Raw genomic sequence first — 20,150 nt, 5'->3', positions numbered from 1 at the left:
GGCCTCTTCCCGGCTGAAGCCGGTCCCACTATTTGAACGCGGTCATCCTGTAGGACTGGCTTTAGCCGTGTATGCGTTTCGCGCTACACCGCAAATCTGATGGCGCCCACACCGGCCTCTTCCCGGCTGAAGCCGGTCCCACTATCTGAACGCGGCCATCCTGTAGGACTGGCTTTAGCCGGGAAGGCGTCTTGCGTCACACCGCAAATCTGATGGCGCCCACACCGGCCTCTTCCCGGCTGAAGCCGGTCCCACTATCTGAACGCGGCCATCCTGTAGGACTGGCTTTAGCCGGGAATGCATCTCGCGCCACACCGCAGAATTGAGGGTGCCCACACCGGCCTCTTCCCGGCTGAAGCCGGTCCCACTCTCTGAACGCGGCCATCCTGTAGGACTGGCTTTAGCCGGGAATGCGTCTCGCGTAACACCGCAAATCTGATGGTGCCCACATCGGCCTCTTCCCGTCTGAAGCCGGTCCCACTCTCTGAACGCGGTCATCCTGTAGGACTGGCTTTAGCCGGGAATGCATCTCGCGCCACACCGCAAATCTGATGGCGCCCACACCGGCCTCTTCCCGGCTGAAGCCGGTCCCACTATTTGAACGCGGTCATCCTGTAGGACTGGCTTTAGCCGTGTATGCGTTTCGCGCTACACCGCAAATCTGATGGCGCCCACATCGGCCTCTTCCCGGCTGAAGCCGGTCCCACTATCTGAACGCGGTCATCCTGTAGGACTGGCTTTAGCCGTGTATGCGTTTCGCGCTACACCGCAAATCTGATGGCGCCCACATCGGCCTCTTCCCGGCTGAAGCCGGTCCCACTCTCTGAACGCGGTCATCCTGTAGGACTGGCTTTAGCCGGGAATGTATTTGGCGTCACACCACAAAATGTGTGGCGCCCACACCGGCCTCTTCCCGGCTGAAGCCGGTCCCACTATCTGAACGCGGCCATCCTGTAGGACTGTCTTTAGCCGTGTATGCGTTTCGCGTTACACCGTAAATCTGATGGCGCCCACATCGGCCTCTTCCCGGCTGAAGCCGGTCCCACTATTTGAACGCGGCCGCACTGTAGGACTGGCTTTAGCCGGGAAAACGTCGCGCACTACACCGCAAAGCACCACTGCACGCTTCGGCAGCTTGGCCGGCTCAGCGTGCTGCGCTACCATCCAGTCCCCAACGAACTCCGACCAGGACGACGCGATGAACCGAGTGTTGTACCCCGGCACCTTCGACCCAATCACCAAGGGTCATGGCGATCTGGTCGAGCGCGCCTCGCGCCTGTTCGATCAAGTGGTCATCGCTGTCGCCGCCAGCCCGAAGAAGAACCCGCTGTTTCCGCTGGAGCAACGTGTCGCCCTTGCCCGCGAGGCGACCAAACACCTGCATAACGTGGAAGTCGTAGGATTTTCGACCTTGCTGGCGCACTTCGCCCAAGAGCAAAACGCCAACATCTTGCTGCGCGGCCTGCGCGCAGTGTCAGATTTCGAGTACGAATTTCAGCTCGCCAACATGAACAAGCAATTGGCCCCGGACATCGAGAGTCTTTTTCTTACACCGTCCGAACGCTATTCGTTCATTTCATCTACGCTGGTCAGGGAAATCGCAGCGTTAGGCGGTGATATCACCAAATTCGTACACCCCGCCGTGGCCCAGGCGCTGAGCGAACGTTTCAAAGCCTGAGGCCTTGCGTCGAGGTAAGGTGCATACCGAGCGCTAATGCGGCACAATTCGCCGCATTCGTTTTGATATGCCCCGGTGTCGACCGTGGCAGGAGTATCCATGTCCCTGATCATCACCGACGATTGCATCAACTGCGACGTCTGCGAACCCGAGTGCCCGAACGAAGCCATTTCCCAGGGTGAAGAGATCTACGTGATCAATCCCAACCTGTGCACCGAATGCGTCGGCCACTATGACGAGCCGCAGTGCCAGCAAGTCTGCCCCGTGGATTGCATCCCGCTGGATGAAAACCACGTGGAGAGCAAGGACGAGCTCATGGCCAAGTACAACCTGATCACCAGCAAGGTATAACCGAACGCATATCCCTGTCGGCATACGTGCTTTCGCCGAAGACACTGGCTTATAACGCCTGTTGAATTGAGCGAGATACGCATGATCTCTATGCTGGAACGGATACCTGTTTTGTCAGGCGCAGTGTTTTTGCTGTGCGCTTTTTCGGCCAAGGCCAGCCCCGATCACCCTGATCAGGCCGCCATTGCCAGCCCGCACCCCATCGCCACCGCCGCCGGCCGGGAAATCCTGGTCGACGGCGGCAACGCATTCGACGCCGCCATTGCCATCAGTGCGACCCTCGCCGTCGTCGAACCTTACGGGTCGGGCCTCGGCGGCGGCGGCTTTTTCCTGCTGCGCCAATCCGGCGACCCCGTTCAGTATCAGTTTCTGGACGCGCGGGAAAAAGCGCCGCTCAAATCCAAACCCAAGATGTTCCACCGCAATGGGATTCTCCAGCCGGACCTGTCCCTGAACGGACCTCTGGCGGCTGCGATTCCCGGGCTTCCCGCCGCGTTGGTCGAACTCGCCGAACGCTATGGGCGATTGCCACTTTCGATCTCGCTGGCGCCAGCCATCCGGGTCGCCTACCGCGGCTTCACGGTGGACAGCGTTTATCGAGAACGCGCCAGCTGGCGTCTGTTCGCGCTACGTAACAACAAAGAGAGCGCGCGCCTGTTCCTGCGCAACAACGACGTGCCGAATCTGGGTGACGTCATCACCCAGCCGGAGCTGGCGCAGACGCTGGAGCGCATCGCCGACAATGGCCGTCCAGGGTTCTACAGCGGTCTGGTGGCGCAGGCGATGGTCAGCGGCGTGCGTCGCGCAGGGGGCATCTGGAATTACCACGATTTCGAAGAATATGAAGTCATTACGCGTACGCCTCTGCGCTTTCAGATGGCCGACCAGCGGGAGCTGATCAGCGCACCGCCGCCCTCGGCAGGTGGCATCGCTCTGGCGCAAAGCCTGTTCATGCTGCAACAGCTACCATGGCGGGAGTCAGGAAAAATCCAGCAGGCGCATTTTGTGATCGAGACACTGCGCCGTGCTTACCGCGATCGCGTGTTGCTGGGCGATCCGGATTTCGTGCCCAACCCGGTGGCTCAACTGCTTTCCACTGACTACTTGCTGCAGCTGACCACCAGCATCGATCCCCACCGCGCCACGCCCAATAACACCCTGCCCCCCGCGCCGCGTTGGCGTGAGGGCGACAACACCAGCCATTTCGCCGTACTGGATAACCAAGGCAACGCGGTGACGGCGACACTCTCGCTGAATCTGCCGTTCGGCTCAGCGTTTACCGTGCCCGGCACCGGAATCATCCTCAACGATGAGATGGACGACTTCGCCATCGACCCCAAAAGTCAGGGCAACTCGGCCTCAGCCGGCGGTCACGCCAATGCTATCGAGCCGGGCAAGCGGCCACTGTCGAGCATGAGCCCGAGTTTCATCGAAGGCCCGCAGTCGCTCGCCGCTTTCGGCACCCCGGGCGGCAGCCGCATCCCCAGCATGGTGCTGCTGTCGATGCTGCAATATCTGGACGATCAACCGATTGCCAACTGGGCCTCAACGCCGCGCTATCACCACCAGTACACGCCGGATGTGGTCGAGTACGAGCCGGGCACATTCACGGAGAAGGAACTGGCGGACCTGCGCGAGCGCGGTTACGCGTTGAAGGAGACGGCGAAGGATTTCGGCAATCAGCAGGTGCTGTTATGGCACAAGAACAGTGCCCGGGTCGAAGCGGCCAGTGACCCGCGTGGCATTGGCGTTTCGACGACTTTCAAACCCGATGGCACGCTGAAACTGATGCGCGCCTGCGCCGATCAGTCCTGCTTGCCGTAACCGTCGCCGGTGCAACCCAGGCAGCGGACGAATGCCGCCTTGCCCGGATCCACGACCAGCGCCTTGCCGGTGCGGCCAATGCCGCCGCCCGCAGCGGTGAACGGCAATGAAACCACAAACAACCCGGCGCCAATAACAGTCGCGGCGATGAGAATCGGCCGCGCAATCAGCAGGTCGCCGATCATCGCGTAGGCGGGAGGGCTTTCGATTTCGTAGACGGGATCACCGCTGCCAGTCGCGTCTTGAGCCAGTACAGGCGTGATTTGCAAGCCGAAGAACACGGCCAGGGTGGCAGCAAGCATTCGAAACGGGCTCATGGCATGGTCCTTCAGGCTTAGGCAGGTATGGAGCTGTTCACTATAAACAGGGCGAGGGCTTCCGCAAGGGGCGGCGTGCCTCACTGACGACACACGCCTTGTAGGAGGGATCGGATAAACCGTAGCGATCGCGGGGCGGTCAGGGATTCCTGCCAACCGCGCTGCTGACGTCGGGAACTACTTCTGGCACTTCGGGCAGTAAACGCTTGCCCGTTGACCCAGCTTGACCTCACGCAACGTGGTCCCGCACACCTTGCACGGCTGCTCTCCGCGACCGTACGCGAACAGTTCCTGCTGAAAATAGCCGGGCTGGCCGTCCCCGCCGATGAAATCACGCAGCGTCGTACCGCCCCGCTCGATAGCTGCGGCCAGGATGCGTTTGATTTCAGTCGCCAGCTTTATATAGCGTGCCTTGGAGATGCTCCCGGCGGCGCGGCGCGGATCGATGCCGGCGGCAAACAGGGCTTCGGTCGCATAAATGTTGCCGACGCCCACGACGATCGCGTTGTCCATGATGAACGGCTTGACCGCCATCGCACGGCCGCGGGACAGCTCGAACAGGCGCAGGCCATCGAACAGGTCGGTAAGCGGCTCCGGCCCAAGGCGCGCGAGCAATTCATGGTTGAGCGGGTCGAGGCTCCAGAGCATCGCGCCGAAACGACGCGGGTCGGTATAGCGCAAGGCCAGGCCGGATTCGAGTTCGATGTCGACGTGCTCGTGCTTGAGCGGCGGCAGACCGGCGTCCACCAGGCGCAGATTGCCCGACATGCCAAGGTGACTGATCAAGGTGCCGACCTCCGCCTCGATCAGCAGGTATTTGGCGCGTCGCTCGACGGCCACGATTTTCTGCCCCGACAGGCGCACGTCGAGGTCTTCGGGGATCGGCCAGCGCAGGCGGCGATCACGCACGATCACGCGGCTGACGCGTTGGCCCACCAGGTGCGGCGCAATGCCCCGGCGGGTGGTTTCGACTTCAGGTAACTCAGGCATGGGGCAGCTCGATGAAGGGCGGGGGCCGGCGCGCAGGGTCAGTGCGCGCTCAGCTCGCGAATACTTTCCTTGAGGTTTTCGAAGTCGTAGTCGGACAAGCCAACGTAATCGAGAACCAGAGGACCAATGCTGTTCCACTCGTGGTCGACGGGCTCGTTGCCCAGGACGCGGTGGGATTCGCAGACATGCTCGGCCATTTTCAAGATGGCCAGCATGTTTTTCAGCGGCGCGTTGCGACCCGAGTCGTCCTTGAAAATCGCCAGCGCATTGTGGTGATTGGCGATCGCATTGCTGACATGTTCAGGCAGACGCCAGGACTTGGCGGTGAAATAACCGACAACGGCGTGATTGGTGTTCAGCACCCTATTCTCGGTGTCGACCACCCGACACTCGGCGGTGGTGTTGGAATACGCCTCTTCGAGTACGCTCATGTAGTCGGGGAAACGCTTGATCATCAGCGGCACGCCGCAGTCATGAAACAGGCCCAGCGCGTAGGACTCATCGACTGTTTGCGAGCCGATGCGCTTGGCGATCGTCAGACTGGTCATCGCAACGTCCTGAGCGGTATCCCAGAAACGGTTGAGCACGACGATGGTTTCATCGCTCATCTCGCCCTTGATCGACTGCGCGTTGATCAGGTTGATGACCGAGCGGCTGCCGAGCAGATTCACCGCTCGCTGAATCGAGGCGATTTTGTTGGTCAGTCCGTAATGGCTGGAATTGACGATCTTCAGCAGCGCGCCAGAGAGCCCCGGATCCTGAGCGATCAACCGGGCGATCGCACCCAGGTCAGGGTCGGGCATGTACTGCTCCATCTGCAAATCCACCATGATTTGCGGCTGGGGCGGAACGCTGATGCCTTGTAACGCCTGCTGGATCTGCTCGGACGTAAGCTCTTGGGACATAACTTCACACTCGGGGTCAGGGCACGATTCTAACCCCTCGCGCCCATGGGTCGACAACTGGATGACGATTCAACGGATCCGACGGACAGCCAGACGGTAATCGAGGACGGCGCGCCCACCAGCGGGTTCACGCGCTATACTCCCGCTCTTTTTTCCGGAGCGACGTCATGTCCCTGCCTAGCTTGCGCCTCAAGCCCAACGCCGATCGCCGTTTGCGCAACGGTCATTTGTGGGTCTACAGCAACGAAATCGACGTCGCTGCCACCCCGCTCAACGGCTTTGCTCCGGGCGCTCAAGCCATTCTCGAAGCAGCGGGCGGCAAGCCACTGGGCATCGTGGCGATGAGCCCGCAAAACCTGATCTGCGCGCGTTTGCTGTCCCGCGACGTCAAACTGCCCCTCGACAAGTCGCTGCTCGTTCATCGCCTGAACGTCTGCCTGTCGCTGCGCGAGCGTCTGTTCGACAAGCCGTTCTATCGCCTGGTCTATGGCGACTCCGACCTGCTGCCGGGTCTGGTAGTTGATCGCTTCGGCGACATCCTGGTGGTGCAGCTGGCGTCCGCGGCCATGGAGCAGCTCAAGGACGACGTGCTCGCTGCGCTGATTCAAGTGATCAAGCCAAGCGGCATTCTGCTCAAGAATGATTCCGCCGCACGCGACGCCGAAGGGCTGAACCGCTACGTTGAAACCGCGTTCGGCCTGGTGCCGGAGTGGGTCGCGCTGGAAGAGAACGGGGTGAAGTTCGAAGCGCCTGTGATGGAAGGCCAGAAGACGGGCTGGTTCTACGACCACCGCATGAACCGCGCGCGCCTGGCGCCGTACGCCAAGGGCAAGCGAGTGCTGGATCTGTTCAGTTACATCGGCGGCTGGGGCATCCAGGCCGGTGCGTTCGGCGCCAGCGAAGTGTTCTGCGTCGATGCCTCTGCCTTTGCCCTGGACGGTGTGGAGCGTAACGCGGCACTGAACGGCTTCGCGGAAAAGGTCACTTGCATCGAAGGCGACGTGTTTGAGGCGCTGAAGGAGCTGAAAGCGGCGGAAGAGCGTTTCGACGTGATCATCGCCGACCCGCCTGCGTTCATCAAACGCAAGAAGGACATGAAAAACGGCGAAGGCGCCTACCGCCGCCTGAACGAGCAAGCCATGCGCCTGCTCAGCAAGGACGGCATTCTGGTCAGCGCTTCCTGCTCGATGCACCTGCCGGAAGACGACCTGCAAAACATCCTCCTCACCAGCGCCCGCCATCTGGACCGCAATATCCAACTGCTCGAGCGCGGCGGCCAAGGCCCGGACCACCCGGTCCACCCTGCAATCCCCGAAACGCGCTACATCAAAAGCATCACCTGCCGGTTGTTGCCCAACAGCTGATAGCTGATAGCTGATAGCTGAGATAGCGTGACGTAACGAGCCGCCCACTCCTACAGGCCATCTGCAGAACCTGTAGGAGCGTGGCTTGTCCCGCGATCTGCCGGGAACCGGCAGCAAATCAGACGACGGTGATATGCCTGACTGAATGCATTGCAGGATTGCTGTCGCTACGCAACAGATCGCGAGCAAGCTCACTCCTACAGGTACCGTGCATTACATGTAGGAGTGAGCTTGCTCGCGATCCTGCTCTATCTGTAGGAGTGAGCTTGCTCGCGATCCTGCTCTATCTGTAAGAGTGAGCTTGCTCGCGATTCTGCGTTAAAGCCAAATCGCATCCCAAAGCGGATAATCTCCGATCCGTTTCGCCAATCCAGCTCGCAAGGGATTGGCAACGATGTATCTGGCCATCATCAAAAGATCGTCTTCCCGTCGTAATGCTCTATCGTGAAAACCTCTCTGCCAGACTTGCCTGTGCGTCCCTCGCGACTGATTGATTGCGCGAGCGCTTCGTGACTTCATACCCTGCAAAACCCGAGTTAATTCACCTCCCGTCAGTTCAAGCAACCAGTGGATGTGGTCGGGCATGATGACCCACGCTAACGAATCCGCCGCCCCCGAGAACTGAGCCGCGCGGAACTCGTTCACAACCAAACGTCCCAGCTTCCAGTCGTTGAAAATCTGCTCCCGGTTATGGGTAACCGAAGTGACGAGGTAAATCCGTCCCGACTCCGAAAACCTCCCGTTTCTTAGACATTTTCCACGCGGCAATTCCGGCATTAGTCGCTCCCGTTGGTGATTATCAGGAAGGCTAGAACAGTGCCTGAGGGGTAACCGCCAAACAGAGATTCCGGATGTGTCTACAAGATCCTTATCGCGAGCAAGCTCACTCCTACAGTGGTTCCGCACCGGACCTTGCAATCCCGCCGGGACCATTGATCGCGCGAATCAGCAGGCATCTTTGTAGGAGTGAGCTTGCTCGCGAATGCGATAAGATTCCCACCGAGCGTCTCGGCGGCCAGAAAGGTGAATCCACGGCCACCACTTCCCACCATTCCCTCCCGCCCCCACAGGTGTAGAATCAGCGCTATTCATCGCCAGTCATCCCCGGCGGGTTTATGAGCTCAGGCTGGGCGTACGGTGATCCCGTATCGTTCGGTTTCTTCGCTGCATCCGGTCACTGCCTTTTGCACACGACGTCACTAGAAGCTCACTCCCTTCCTCATTCAGCCGATTAGCCGGAGTGCTCCAATGCCTGATTACCGTTCGAAAACGTCCACCCACGGCCGCAATATGGCCGGCGCGCGCGCTTTGTGGCGTGCCACGGGTATGAAGGACGACGATTTCAAAAAACCGATCATCGCCATCGCCAACTCATTCACCCAGTTCGTTCCGGGCCACGTCCACTTGAAAGACATGGGCCAGCTGGTCGCTCGTGAAATCGAGAAAGCGGGCGGCGTCGCCAAGGAATTCAACACCATCGCGGTGGATGACGGCATCGCCATGGGCCATGACGGCATGCTGTATTCGCTGCCAAGCCGGGAGATCATCGCCGACTCGGTCGAGTACATGGTCAACGCCCACTGCGCCGATGCCATCGTCTGCATCTCCAACTGCGACAAGATTACCCCCGGCATGCTGATGGCTTCGTTGCGCCTGAACATTCCGGTGATCTTCGTTTCCGGCGGTCCGATGGAAGCCGGAAAGACCAAGCTCGCCAGCCACGGCCTGGATTTGGTCGACGCCATGGTCATTGCCGCCGACCCGACCGCATCCGACGAGAAAGTCGCCGAGTACGAGCGCAGCGCCTGCCCGACGTGCGGTTCGTGCTCCGGCATGTTCACCGCCAACTCGATGAACTGCCTGGTTGAAGCCCTGGGCCTTGCGCTGCCGGGCAACGGTTCGACGCTGGCGACCCACTCCGACCGCGAGCAGCTGTTCCTGCAGGCCGGGCGCACCATCGTCGACCTGTGCAAAACCTACTACAAAGACAACGACGACTCGGTCCTGCCGCGCAATATCGCCAACTTCAAGGCGTTCGAGAACGCGATGACCCTCGACATCGCCATGGGCGGTTCGACGAACACCATCCTGCATTTGCTGGCCGCTGCCCAGGAAGCCGAGATTCCGTTCGACCTGCGCGACATCGATCGCCTGTCGCGCCGCGTGCCGCAACTGTGCAAAGTCGCGCCGAATATCCAGAAGTACCACATGGAAGACGTCCACCGCGCCGGCGGCATCTTCAGCATTCTGGGCTCGCTGGCCCGTGGCGGCCTGCTGCACACCGACTTGCCGACCGTGCACAGCAAATCCATGGAAGAAGCCATCGCCAAGTGGGACATCACCCAGACTAACGACGAAGCGGTGCATCACTTCTTCAAAGCGGGCCCTGCCGGAATTCCGACCCAGACGGCCTTCAGCCAGTCGACCCGTTGGGAAACCCTGGACGACGACCGCGAGAACGGCTGCATCCGTAGCGTTGAGCACGCTTACTCGCAAGAAGGCGGCCTGGCCGTGCTGTACGGCAACATCGCGCTCGACGGCTGCGTGGTGAAAACCGCCGGCGTGGACGAGTCGATTCACGTATTCGAAGGCAACGCCAAGATATTCGAAAGCCAGGACAGCGCCGTTCGCGGCATTCTGGCGGACGAGGTGAAGGCCGGCGACATCGTGATCATCCGTTACGAAGGTCCGAAAGGCGGCCCGGGCATGCAGGAAATGCTGTACCCGACGTCGTACCTGAAGTCCAAAGGCTTGGGCAAAGACTGCGCGCTGCTGACCGACGGGCGTTTCTCGGGCGGGACCTCTGGCCTGTCCATCGGCCACGCTTCTCCTGAAGCTGCCGCCGGCGGCGCGATTGGTCTGGTTCGTGACGGCGACAAGGTACTGATCGACATTCCGAATCGCTCGATCAATTTGATGATCGACGACGCGGAAATGGCCGAACGTCGCGCCGAGCAGGAAAAGAAAGGCTGGAAGCCGGTTGAGTCACGCCCACGCAAAGTGACCACCGCCCTCAAGGCCTACGCCCTGCTGGCGACCAGCGCCGACAAGGGTGCTGTGCGTGACAAGGCGATGCTCGACAAGCTGATGCCATAAGCATCACCCGCACTGAAAAACACCCCGCAGGTCGGGGTGTTTTTTTGTCTGCCACCCGCTTGGAGTACGCAAGGCTCGAACATGGGTCGAGCATCCAGCCGGGCCTTCAATTTAGCCTCCAACAGAACCGGACACCGGCGGTTTCAGGAGCCAACCGCCACAGTGATCGCGCCCAGAAGCAGGCAAAGACTGGCGACCAACGTCAAACGCAGACGCATCGGCAAATACCAGTCGGGCAGCGTTGTGACTTTCACCAGGCGCCGGTCCTGCCAGTAGTGCGCGACGAAACCGAAAATCAACAACAACAGCCCCAGCGGTGCCGGCAATAACAGAGCGGGCCAGGCGATCAGCGCCGGGATGACACTCCAGATGAACCGCTCGCGACACTGTTCGGCATTCAGGCCTTGCAGGGTCATGGCGAAACCCCAGTGCAGCGCGCCCACAAAGCTCAGGATCACCGCCCCGTAAGCGACCAGCGCGTGCGTCAAGAATGGTCGGTATTCGACTGTAAACAGGATCAACAACAGCAGCCCAACGAACGGCAGCAAACCACCATAACCCAGCAAGGCGACATACCTTGGCGACGAAGACAGCGACAACGCTTTCATTTGAGCCCCTTTCAGTCATTTACTTGAAAGACTATGGCTCAAAAGTGCAATCCTGTTTAGCTTCTCTTGCTCGACCGGAAAAAGGACTACGTCCTGTCACCCACTGATCAAGGCCTTGATCCCTGGGCACTGAGACCTTTACATGAATACGTTGATCTATTGGTTCCGTCAGGACCTTCGGCTTGCCGACAACCCCGCGTTTACCCACGCATGTGAACTTGCCGACACTCTGCTGCCGGTTTACTGCACACCCGTGGCGGCTTCGACGCCATGGGGATTCGAGCGTATCGGTGCCCACCGCCGGTATTTCGAACAGACCGCGGTCAGCGCACTGGCCGGGCAGTTGAGCGCTCGAGGCAGCGCACTGATGCAGATTGAGGGTAATTCCGTTGAACGCCTTGTCGCCCTGGCCCACGACTTGGGTGTCGATACGATCGTCTGCGAACGCATCGCGGCGCCGGAAGAGCAAGCACAGGTGCAAGCTCTTCGGGAGGCGGGACTGACCGTGGAAGATCACTGGCAGTCGACGCTTTTTACACTGGATGAGTTGCCGATGGCGGTCGAGGAGTTGCCCGACGTATTCAGCAGCTTTCGGCGCCTTGTGGAAAAAGCCCACGCTTCTGCCCGCCCCGCCCTACCATCGCCAAAGACAATTCCTGCGCTGCCACAAGGTACGAGCATTGAAGCGGTCAGACTGCAAACGCCTGCGCCCCTGGACTCCCGCTCGGCTTTTCCTTACCAACAGCAAGCATTCCACGGCGGCGAGCACGCGGCCATTGAGCATCTGCAGCAGTATTTCCGTCGGGGTCTGGCGAACAGCTATAAAGCCACGCGCAACAACTTGAGCGCCGTGGACGACTCCACCAAGTTTTCGCCCTGGCTTGCACGGGGTTCGCTTTCAGCGCCGCAGGTCGATCAGGCGCTGAAGGATTTCGAGGCCGAACACGGCGCCAACGACAGCACGTACTGGATCTATTTCGAGTTGCTGTGGCGTGACTACTTTCGCTTGCTGCATCTGAAATACGGCCGGCTTCTCTATCGCGCCAGCGGCCTGAAAGGGACCAGCGAACCTGGCCACAACCCACAGGGGTTTGCGCGCTGGTGTCGGGGTGAAACCGGAGAGGCGTTGATTGACGCGGGTATGCGGGAATTGGCAGCGACGGGCTATCTGTCCAACCGAATGCGCCAGATCGTCGCCAGTTACCTGATCTTCGATCTCAAGGGTGATTGGCGCGCCGGGGCCGCGTGGTTCGAGGCGCAGCTGGTGGATTACGACGTCTACAGCAATCAGGGCAATTGGCTGTACATCGCCGGCTACGGAACGGACCCGAGGGGCGGTCGACGCTTCAATACCACGAAGCAGGCCGACGAACACGATACCGACGGCGCGTACCGCAGGTTATGGGCCTGAAAGAGTGCGGCACGGCAAACCGCCGTGCCGCGCGATGAGACGGCTTACTGAATCTCGTCCGGTTTGACGATCACCCAGTTCTTGTCCGCCGTCACCGGCAAACCTTCCTTGGCCTGAGCCTCGGCGTTGGTCTTCATCATGCCGTTGAGCTGGGTCATGTACTTGTCCTTGCGATTGATCCACAGATGAACGCCGCCTTTGCTGACGTCGACGCTGTGGAACAGCATGTAACCGTCGCTGGTGGGGGTGTCGCCGCCTACCAATACCGGTTTTTTCCACTGATCGATGTAGGTCAGAATCGCTGCCTGCTTGCCGGCCATCCAGGTTGCCGGGGTCCATAGGTAGGGCGTCAGCTCAAGACCGAGGTTAGCCTTTTCATCGTATTTGCCGGCGGTGATCTGCTTGCGGGCGGTGGTCAGTTCACCTGTTTCGCGGTTCTTCAGCAGTGTGGTTACGCCGATGACGTTCTGCGGCTTCACGTTGTAGCCGTACTTGGGATCAGCGGCGACCATGCGCACCAGCTCTTCGGAGGCTGCGGTCATCACATAGACCTCAATGCCGTTTTCCATCAGCTTGTTGTACAGCTCGGCCTGACCGGTAAACACCTTGGGCGGCTGCACTTCTATGGTCTTGACCACATCGCCTTCGTAATACGTACTCGGCACGGGTTTGCCCGAGGCCATCAGCTCGTCGACGTAGCCTTTGAGTTCTTTGAGGGTGAAGCCGGAAAACACCTGCGCGACCCACGGATAGCAGACCATGTCGTCGATTTCGCACAGCCGGTAGTAGTAGCTGAACAGGCTTTCCTTGTGGTCAGCGGTGTCCTTGAACGGGATGAGCTTGAGAGAAGGATCAAGTTTGTCGCGGGTGATCAGCCCTTTATTTTCCATGAACGGCAACAGCGACTCTTCCAGGTCGTAGCGGTAGCTGGTGTTGTCCATGTCGAAAACAGCGAAGTTACCTTTGTTGGCATTTGCCGCAATCATGGCATTGAGCTGCTTGGCGGCGGGCGCGGGCCAGTGGTTCAGCTCGGTGGCCAGTGCCTGTCCGGCAAGGCCAAGACACAGCGCAGTCGCCAAAAGTGTTGGTACGAATTTCATGGTGATCTCCTCCCCTTTTCTGGTTCGAGGAGGACCGTAACAAAAAGCCATGACTGTTTGGATGCGTCAGCGACAGTATCCGTTCTCATGGCGTCACCCTGATCGCCATTCGCGACAGATGACATGAAAACGACGTTTTTGTGACAAGTACGGACGTTAACGTGGCGGCAAAACCTCTAGGAGCGCGGCTTGTCCCGCGATCTGCCGGGGACCGGCAGCAATGGCTACCTGCTTGCCGTATCAGACACGCCGCGTTCGCCGGGTTTACTGCCGGTTCCCGGCAGATCGCGGGACAAGCCTCGCTCCTACAGTTGATCGCATTCCCCTGTAGGAGTGAGCTTGCTCGCGATAGCGATGTCAGACTCGCTCCCAGACTTCGAAACTGTACGCAGGCTTGTCGTCCAGTGCCGGGTTCTCTGTAGTCGACACCAGCGTCCACTTGGCCTCGTCAAATTCCGGAAACCACGCATCGCCTTCGGGACTCAACACCACGCGGGTGAGGTACAGGCGGTCAGCATGCTCAAGGGCCTGGCCGTAGAGCTGCGCGCCGCCGATCAGCATCACTTCGCTGACACCCTGCTCGCGGGCCCACTCTTCCGCGCGGTGCACCGCCGCTTCCAGAGAGGTGAAAACCTCGGCGCCCTCAAGCTGCAAATCCTGTTGGCGGGTGACAACCAGATTCAACCGGCCCGGCAGCGGACGGCCCAGAGAATCCCAAGTCTTGCGACCCATGATGATCGGCTTGCCCAGCGTGGTTGCCTTGAAATATTTGAAATCGCCCGGCAGGTGCCAGGGCATGGAATTGTCGACGCCGATGACCCGGTTTTCAGCGAGTGCGGCGATCAAGCTCAAGGGGAGATGTTTTTTCATGGTGCGAGGATATCAGAGGCCACCCTCTGATTCCTTCACCGGAGTACAAGCCGAATGACCATCGCCGGGAAGGTCCCTATCGCGAGCAAGCTCACTTCTACACTGTGCGCACAGTGCGGGAAATTTCAAACGACGAACCTGCAGGAGTGAGCTTGCTCGCGATGGCGGTTGTCCAAGCAACGCAAACCCTTGGCAATGCGCGATCGCAGCCACACCGGTTATGCTCACCCACGACTTTACCGACGAGACGCCGCGTGACTGCACTGACTCCCCTTGATGAACTCTGGCTGACCGAAGCCGTGCGCCTGCGTGAAGAACACGCCGGCGCGCTCGAAGACGAAGAAGCCAACCGCCGCGCGCGCGCCGCTGCAGGCGACTTGCAAACCCGGATCAAACACCGCGCCCTATGGCTTGCCGAACGCGACGGCATGCTTAAGGCCCTGCATCACTGGAAACAGGGCGCGCGCCTGGCGCTGATACTGCTGGCGGTGTTCGCGGTGGTCAGCGGCGCCGGACTGGCGTTCGCTGCGCTGGGCGACGGACAGACGCCCGTCAATGTGTTCTGGGCGCTGGGCAGCCTGCTCGGGCTTAACCTGATTCTGCTGTTGAGTTGGGCCATCGGTGTGCTCTTCGTCGGGGAAAGTACCGCCGGCTTTGGTCGACTCTGGCTGTGGCTGAGCGAGAAACTGGCGCGCGATGCCCAGGCGGCGCAGCTCGCGCCTGCATTGATATTGCTGCTGCAACGCAAGCGCCTGAACCGCTGGGTGCTGGGCATCTGCGTCAACGGTCTGTGGCTGCTTGCCCTGCTTAGCGCGCTGACGCTGCTGCTCTTACTGATGGCGACACGGCGCTACGGCTTCGTCTGGGAAACCACCATTCTGGGCAGCGACACCTTTGTCAGCCTGACCCGAGGCCTGGGAGCAATTCCCTCGCTTCTCGGTTTCAGCGTGCCCACCGAATCAATGATTCGCGCCAGCGGTGACAATGCGCTCGCCATCGAAAACGCCCGTCAGGCCTGGGCCGGATGGCTGGTCGGTGTGCTGGTGGTGTTCGGTATTTTCCCGCGCCTGCTGCTGACGATGCTGTGTTACCTGCGTTGGCGCGTGGGCCGACGAGGGTTGGCACTGGAGCTGAGCCATCCCGGTTTCGTCGAGCTGCGCGAGCGCTTGATGCCCAGCAGCGAACGGCTGGGCATCAACGATGCAGCGCCTCCCGAGCTTCACGCGGTCACCACCGGTCCGTCGGCGAGCGAAAGCCAGGGCGCGCTGCTGGTCGCCATCGAGCTGGACAATCAGCAGCCGTGGCCACCCGAGCTTCCCGACAGCGTGGTGAACGCGGGCATTCTCGACTCCCGTGAGTCAAGGCGCACACTGCTCGACCAACTGACACGCTATCCACCTGCGCGTCTTGCCATCGCCTGCGATCCACGTCGTTCGCCGGATCGCGGCAGCCTGGCGCTGATTGCCGAACTCGCGCGATGCGCCACCGCGACGCGCATCTGGTTGTTGCCCGCCCCCGCCGGACAGGCGCTGGACGCCGACCGACTGGAAGATTGGCACACGGCGCTGAAGCAGCTTGAACTGAACTGGACCGACAGTGCGCCAGTAACCTGGCTGGAGAGCGGACATGACTGACAAGGACGCGATTCGACCGCTGAAACTGGCTGTGGTCGGCCACACCAACGTCGGCAAAACGTCGTTGTTGCGCACACTCACCCGCGATGTCGGCTTCGGCGAGGTCTCCCACCGCCCCAGCACCACACGCCATGTCGAAGGCGCGCGATTGTCGGTGGATGGCGAGGCGCTGCTGGAGCTGTACGACACGCCCGGCCTGGAAGACGCCATCGCCCTGCTGGACTATCTCGAGCGGCTGGACCGGCCCGGCGAACGCCTTGATGGTCCGGCGCGCCTCGGACGCTTTCTCGAAGGCAGCGAGGCACGCCAGCGTTTCGAACAGGAAGCGAAAGTGCTTCGTCAGCTATTCGCCTCCGACGCCGGCCTGTACGTGATCGATGCGCGGGAGCCGGTGCTGGCCAAGTACCGCGACGAGCTGGCCGTGCTCGCCAGCTGCGGCAAACCGTTGCTGCCCGTGCTCAATTTTGTCAGCAGTGCGCAGCAGCGCGAACCGGACTGGCGTGAAGCGCTGGCGCGTCTCGGCCTGCACGCGCTGGTGCGTTTTGACAGCGTCGCCCCGCCCGAAGATGGCGAACGTCGCCTGTATGAAAGCCTCGCCCTGTTGCTGGAAACCTCACGGGGACGACTTGAGCGTCTCATTGCAGATCAGCAGGCCCAGCGTGAGGCTCGCAAGCAGAGCGCAGCCCGACTGATCTCCGAGCTCTTGCTCGACTGCGCAGCCTGCCGCCGAAGTGTTGCGACGGATTCAGGTCAAGTGCAGGCCGCCATAGACGATCTGCGCAAAGCCGTGCGTCAGCGCGAACAGCGTTGCGTCGAGTCGCTGCTCAAGCTTTACGCGTTTCGTCGAGAAGATGCCTCGGCCAGCGACTTGCCGTTGATGGATGGCCGCTGGGGGGATGACCTGTTCAATCCCGAAACCCTGAAATTGCTTGGCGTACGCGTGGGTGGCGGTATCGCTGCGGGCGCGGCGGCAGGTGCAGGCGTGGACTTGCTGGTCGGCGGCATCACGCTGGGGGCGGCGGCACTGGTCGGCGCGATTGCCGGCGGCGCTCTGCAAACAGCGCGCAGTTACGGCGGCCGGCTGATGGACAAGTTCAAGGGTCAGCGCGAGCTGACGGTCGACGATGCCGTGCTGCGACTGCTCGCGCTGCGCCAACGGCAACTGCTGCAAGCGCTGGAAGTGCGCGGTCATGCCGCGATGGAGAGCATCAAACTGACCGAGCCTCTGGACAAGACCTGGCGCGAAGGCAAGCTGCCGGAGGCACTGCATAAGGCGCGGGCGCATCCGCAGTGGTCGTCGCTGAATCCTGGCGCAAAGCTGAACCAGAGCGAGCGCCAGGAGCAAGTCGAGGACTTGGCCAAGACTGTGCTGGTCTGAAATGGGCGACCGCAATGAGCTGCCAGGCAGCAGCCGATAGTCGCCCCGACGATTTTGCGGTAGGGGAATTGCGCGCGGACCGGTATGATCGCGCGCCCGATACACCCGGAAGCACACGCTCATGAAGCCCACTTTGATCGCCGCTGCAGAACTCGACCGCATCGAGACCTGGCAGAAATACTCCAGCTATATGTGCGGAGGCTGCGTCTCCAGCTGCTGCACGCTGCCTGTTGAAGTGAAGATCAAGGACCTGATCCGCATCGGCATCGTCGACGAGTTCGAACAGGGCGATAACCCGAAGAACATCGCCAAGCGGTTGCAGAAGGACGGGATCGTCGAGCGCTTCAACCAGAAGTCCGGAATCTTCACCCTTCAGCGCATGAGCAACAACGATTGCCTGTACCTGGATCGCAAGAGCCGGCTGTGCACCATCTACGACAAACGCCCCGACACCTGCCGCAACCACCCGAAGATCGGTCCGCGCCCGGGTTATTGCGCGTACAAGCCGAAAGAAGTCGTGCGCGAAAGCACCGGCACGCTGAACTCGAACTCCGGCCGGGTGCCGTTGAAGTTCTAAGCCTCACCTCAGTGGGACCGGCTTTAGCCGGGAAGAGGCTGGATTGAGCGACATCTCCCTCACAGTTTCGACACGGGCCAAGCCAAATCCCACACAAACAAAAACGCCCCCGGCCTTTCGACCGGGGGCGTTTTCGTTCAGCCGGGGCTAGTTACGCCTTGGCTTTCTTGGCAGCGCGGGTACGCTCGCTTTCGTCGAGGATCTTCTTGCGAAGACGGATCGACTTAGGAGTGACTTCACACAGCTCGTCGTCCTGGATGAATTCCAGAGCCTGTTCCAGGGTGAACTTGACCGGTGGAACCAGAGCGATGGTCTCGTCTTTACCCGAAGCACGCATGTTGTCGAGCTTCTTGCCTTTGGTTGGGTTGATACCCAGGTCGTTGTCGCGGCTGTTCAGGCCTACGATCTGACCGTTGTAGATCTCCTGGCCGTGTTCTACGAACAGCTTGCCACGAGCCTGCAGGGTTTCCAGCGAGTAGGTCAGCGCCTTGCCGGTCTCAACCGAAACCAGAACGCCGTTCTGACGGCCGGAGACGTCGCCCGACTTCATGGTGTCGTAACGGTCGAAGATCGAGGTCAGGATGCCTGCACCAGAGGTGAGGGTCAGGAACTCGTTACGGAAACCGATCAGACCGCGAGCCGGGATGTTGTACTCAAGGCGCACACGGCCCTTGCCATCCGGAACCATGTTGGTCAGATCGCCTTTGCGCAGACCCATTTGCTCCATGATGGCGCCCTGGGATTCTTCTGGCAGGTCGATGGTGACGTTTTCAAACGGTTCCTGCTTGACGCCGTCAACGACACGGATGATCACTTCCGGACGACCGACACCCATTTCGAAGCCTTCGCGACGCATGGTTTCGATCAGTACGGACAAGTGCAGCTCACCACGGCCCGAGACCTTGAACTTGTCAGCGGTGTCGCCTTCTTCAACGCGCAGAGCAACGTTGTACAGCAGCTCTTTGTCCAGACGTTCCTTGATGTTACGGGACGTCACGAACTTGCCTTCTTTACCGCAGAACGGCGAGTCGTTGACCTGGAAGGTCATCGAAACGGTTGGTTCGTCAACGGTCAACGGCACCATGGCTTCCACGTTCAGCGGATCGCACAGGGTGTCGGAAATGAACAGCGAGTCCATGCCGCTGATGCAGACGATGTCACCGGCTGCTGCTTCATCGACGTCGATGCGGTGCAGACCGTGGTGACCCATCAGCTTCAGGATACGGCCGTTGCGACGCTTGCCGTCAGCACCGATCGCGACAACCGGAGTGTTCGGCTTGACGCGGCCACGAGCGATACGGCCAACGCCGATAACACCCAGGAAGCTGTTGTAGTCCAGTGCAGAAATCTGCATCTGGAACGCACCGTCACGGTCAACCTTTGGCGCAGGCACGTTGTCGACGATCGACTGGTACAGCGGGGTCATGTCTTCAGCCATGTCGGTGTGTTCCAGACCGGCGATGCCGTTCAGGGCCGAGGCGTAGACGACTTTGAAGTCCAGCTGTTCTTCGGTGGCACCGAGGTTGTCGAACAGGTCGAAGATCTGGTCCAGAACCCAATCCGGACGCGCGCCTGGACGGTCAACCTTGTTGATGACCACGATTGGACGCAGGCCGGCTTCGAACGCCTTCTTGGTCACGAAACGGGTTTGCGGCATAGGGCCGTCTTGAGCGTCGACCAGCAGCAGAACGGAGTCAACCATCGACATCACGCGCTCTACTTCACCACCGAAGTCGGCGTGGCCCGGGGTGTCAACGATGTTGATGTGGTAGCCATTCCAGTTGATCGCGGTGTTCTTCGCGAGAATGGTAATACCGCGTTCTTTCTCCTGGTCGTTGGAGTCCATCACGCGTTCGTCGTTGAGCTCGTTGCGCTCAAGGGTGCCGGACTGGCGCAGAAGCTTGTCAACGAGGGTAGTTTTACCGTGGTCAACGTGAGCAATGATGGCGATGTTGCGTAGATTTTCGATCACTTGTGTATCTCGATCAGAGGATTCGGTCAGCTGCCTGATTGCAGGCAGCTATGAACGGTGGAGCCGGCGAAAGCC

Annotated in this window: 17 protein-coding genes; 9 read left to right on the top strand and 8 right to left on the bottom strand. The window is 60.4% G+C overall.

The features are described from left to right. Positions 1–1,198 precede the first annotated feature (1,198 nt). From coaD to ggt, 3 genes are all read left to right on the top strand, one after another. Positions 1,199–1,678 carry a pantetheine-phosphate adenylyltransferase gene (gene coaD, locus ACYAR8_RS07485; protein WP_065991094.1) on the top strand — a complete coding sequence of 160 codons (480 nt, stop codon included), beginning with the start codon at positions 1,199–1,201 and terminating at the stop codon, positions 1,676–1,678. Between the two features lie 99 nt (positions 1,679–1,777). After that, positions 1,778–2,029, top strand: a complete 252-nt coding sequence (locus ACYAR8_RS07480; RefSeq protein WP_463579512.1) for a YfhL family 4Fe-4S dicluster ferredoxin — start codon at positions 1,778–1,780, stop codon at positions 2,027–2,029. 81 nt (positions 2,030–2,110) lie between these two features. Then, positions 2,111–3,853, top strand: a complete 1,743-nt coding sequence (gene ggt / locus ACYAR8_RS07475; RefSeq protein WP_463579511.1) for a gamma-glutamyltransferase — start codon at positions 2,111–2,113, stop codon at positions 3,851–3,853. Here ggt and ACYAR8_RS07470 read toward each other — a convergent pair. The 3 genes from ACYAR8_RS07470 to ACYAR8_RS07460 form a co-directional block, all read right to left on the bottom strand. Next, positions 3,835–4,170 (bottom strand): multidrug transporter, encoded by a 336-nt coding sequence (locus tag ACYAR8_RS07470; RefSeq protein WP_074890189.1) that lies wholly within the window; start codon positions 4,168–4,170, stop codon positions 3,835–3,837. The two genes, ggt and ACYAR8_RS07470, sit on opposite strands and share 19 nt — an antisense overlap. Positions 4,171–4,347: 177 nt before the next feature. Continuing rightward, the gene (mutM, locus tag ACYAR8_RS07465) at positions 4,348–5,160 is read right to left on the bottom strand and encodes a bifunctional DNA-formamidopyrimidine glycosylase/DNA-(apurinic or apyrimidinic site) lyase (protein WP_074890186.1); all 813 of its coding nucleotides are present in this window, start codon (positions 5,158–5,160) and stop codon (positions 4,348–4,350) included. 38 nt (positions 5,161–5,198) lie between these two features. Then, positions 5,199–6,065, bottom strand: a complete 867-nt coding sequence (locus ACYAR8_RS07460; protein ID WP_463579510.1) for an HDOD domain-containing protein — start codon at positions 6,063–6,065, stop codon at positions 5,199–5,201. A 167-nt stretch (positions 6,066–6,232) separates the two neighbouring features. Here ACYAR8_RS07460 and ACYAR8_RS07455 point away from each other — a divergent pair, with 167 nt between their 5' ends. Beyond that, a complete protein-coding gene (locus ACYAR8_RS07455) occupies positions 6,233–7,429 on the top strand; it encodes a class I SAM-dependent rRNA methyltransferase (protein ID WP_074890181.1) in 1,197 nt (398 codons plus the stop codon). A 318-nt stretch (positions 7,430–7,747) separates the two neighbouring features. Here the strand turns inward: ACYAR8_RS07455 and ACYAR8_RS07450 are convergent, their stop codons facing one another. Further along, the gene (locus ACYAR8_RS07450) at positions 7,748–8,206 is read right to left on the bottom strand and encodes an REP-associated tyrosine transposase (protein ID WP_463579509.1); all 459 of its coding nucleotides are present in this window, start codon (positions 8,204–8,206) and stop codon (positions 7,748–7,750) included. Positions 8,207–8,677: 471 nt separating this feature from the next. On the opposite strand from ACYAR8_RS07450, the gene ilvD reads away from it, so the two are divergent. Further along, positions 8,678–10,525: a dihydroxy-acid dehydratase gene (gene ilvD, locus ACYAR8_RS07445; protein WP_463579508.1), complete on the top strand. Its 1,848-nt coding sequence runs from the start codon at positions 8,678–8,680 to the stop codon at positions 10,523–10,525. 143 nt (positions 10,526–10,668) lie between these two features. Here the strand turns inward: ilvD and ACYAR8_RS07440 are convergent, their stop codons facing one another. Then, on the bottom strand, positions 10,669–11,133 hold the full coding sequence (locus ACYAR8_RS07440) for a DUF3429 domain-containing protein (protein ID WP_074890173.1): 465 nt from the start codon (positions 11,131–11,133) through the stop codon (positions 10,669–10,671). Positions 11,134–11,275: 142 nt separating this feature from the next. Between ACYAR8_RS07440 and ACYAR8_RS07435 the strand changes: the two genes are divergently transcribed. After that, on the top strand, positions 11,276–12,544 hold the full coding sequence (locus ACYAR8_RS07435; protein WP_463579507.1) for a DASH family cryptochrome: 1,269 nt from the start codon (positions 11,276–11,278) through the stop codon (positions 12,542–12,544). 44 nt (positions 12,545–12,588) lie between these two features. Here the strand turns inward: ACYAR8_RS07435 and ACYAR8_RS07430 are convergent, their stop codons facing one another. Both ACYAR8_RS07430 and ACYAR8_RS07425 read right to left on the bottom strand, forming a co-directional pair. After that, a complete protein-coding gene (locus ACYAR8_RS07430; protein ID WP_074890169.1) occupies positions 12,589–13,644 on the bottom strand; it encodes an HAD family hydrolase in 1,056 nt (351 codons plus the stop codon). 357 nt (positions 13,645–14,001) lie between these two features. Next, positions 14,002–14,514 carry a dihydrofolate reductase gene (locus ACYAR8_RS07425; RefSeq protein WP_463579506.1) on the bottom strand — a complete coding sequence of 171 codons (513 nt, stop codon included), beginning with the start codon at positions 14,512–14,514 and terminating at the stop codon, positions 14,002–14,004. 254 nt (positions 14,515–14,768) lie between these two features. On the opposite strand from ACYAR8_RS07425, the gene ACYAR8_RS07420 reads away from it, so the two are divergent. The 3 genes from ACYAR8_RS07420 to ACYAR8_RS07410 all read left to right on the top strand — a co-directional run bounded on the left by ACYAR8_RS07420 (position 14,769) and on the right by ACYAR8_RS07410 (position 18,103). Beyond that, on the top strand, positions 14,769–16,148 hold the full coding sequence (locus ACYAR8_RS07420; RefSeq protein ID WP_463579505.1) for a DUF2868 domain-containing protein: 1,380 nt from the start codon (positions 14,769–14,771) through the stop codon (positions 16,146–16,148). Beyond that, positions 16,141–17,526, top strand: a complete 1,386-nt coding sequence (locus tag ACYAR8_RS07415; protein ID WP_463579504.1) for a GTPase/DUF3482 domain-containing protein — start codon at positions 16,141–16,143, stop codon at positions 17,524–17,526. Before ACYAR8_RS07420 ends, ACYAR8_RS07415 begins: the two co-directional genes overlap by 8 nt. Positions 17,527–17,647: 121 nt before the next feature. Then, complete coding sequence (locus tag ACYAR8_RS07410) at positions 17,648–18,103, top strand: YkgJ family cysteine cluster protein (protein ID WP_074890161.1); 456 nt, start codon at positions 17,648–17,650, stop codon at positions 18,101–18,103. A gap of 151 nt (positions 18,104–18,254) precedes the next feature. On the opposite strand, the gene typA is transcribed toward ACYAR8_RS07410, so the two are convergent. Beyond that, the gene (gene typA / locus ACYAR8_RS07405; protein ID WP_074890157.1) at positions 18,255–20,075 is read right to left on the bottom strand and encodes a translational GTPase TypA; all 1,821 of its coding nucleotides are present in this window, start codon (positions 20,073–20,075) and stop codon (positions 18,255–18,257) included. Positions 20,076–20,150 lie beyond the last annotated feature (75 nt).

The sequence above is a fragment of the Pseudomonas sp. HP_01 genome (genome assembly GCF_055284355.1).
This window is presented reverse-complemented; position numbering and strand designations above follow the sequence as displayed.

Coding starts and splice junctions, on each gene's coding strand:
- ACYAR8_RS07410 (WP_074890161.1), top strand. CDS start 17,648: ATGAAGCCCACTTTGATCGCCGCTGCAGAACTCGACCGCATCGAGACC.
- mutM (WP_074890186.1), bottom strand. CDS start 5,160: ATGCCTGAGTTACCTGAAGTCGAAACCACCCGCCGGGGCATTGCGCCG.
- ACYAR8_RS07425 (WP_463579506.1), bottom strand. CDS start 14,514: ATGAAAAAACATCTCCCCTTGAGCTTGATCGCCGCACTCGCTGAAAAC.
- ACYAR8_RS07435 (WP_463579507.1), top strand. CDS start 11,276: ATGAATACGTTGATCTATTGGTTCCGTCAGGACCTTCGGCTTGCCGAC.
- ACYAR8_RS07450 (WP_463579509.1), bottom strand. CDS start 8,206: ATGCCGGAATTGCCGCGTGGAAAATGTCTAAGAAACGGGAGGTTTTCG.
- ilvD (WP_463579508.1), top strand. CDS start 8,678: ATGCCTGATTACCGTTCGAAAACGTCCACCCACGGCCGCAATATGGCC.
- ACYAR8_RS07470 (WP_074890189.1), bottom strand. CDS start 4,170: ATGAGCCCGTTTCGAATGCTTGCTGCCACCCTGGCCGTGTTCTTCGGC.
- ggt (WP_463579511.1), top strand. CDS start 2,111: ATGATCTCTATGCTGGAACGGATACCTGTTTTGTCAGGCGCAGTGTTT.
- ACYAR8_RS07460 (WP_463579510.1), bottom strand. CDS start 6,065: ATGTCCCAAGAGCTTACGTCCGAGCAGATCCAGCAGGCGTTACAAGGC.
- coaD (WP_065991094.1), top strand. CDS start 1,199: ATGAACCGAGTGTTGTACCCCGGCACCTTCGACCCAATCACCAAGGGT.
- ACYAR8_RS07480 (WP_463579512.1), top strand. CDS start 1,778: ATGTCCCTGATCATCACCGACGATTGCATCAACTGCGACGTCTGCGAA.
- ACYAR8_RS07415 (WP_463579504.1), top strand. CDS start 16,141: ATGACTGACAAGGACGCGATTCGACCGCTGAAACTGGCTGTGGTCGGC.
- ACYAR8_RS07440 (WP_074890173.1), bottom strand. CDS start 11,133: ATGAAAGCGTTGTCGCTGTCTTCGTCGCCAAGGTATGTCGCCTTGCTG.
- ACYAR8_RS07430 (WP_074890169.1), bottom strand. CDS start 13,644: ATGAAATTCGTACCAACACTTTTGGCGACTGCGCTGTGTCTTGGCCTT.
- ACYAR8_RS07455 (WP_074890181.1), top strand. CDS start 6,233: ATGTCCCTGCCTAGCTTGCGCCTCAAGCCCAACGCCGATCGCCGTTTG.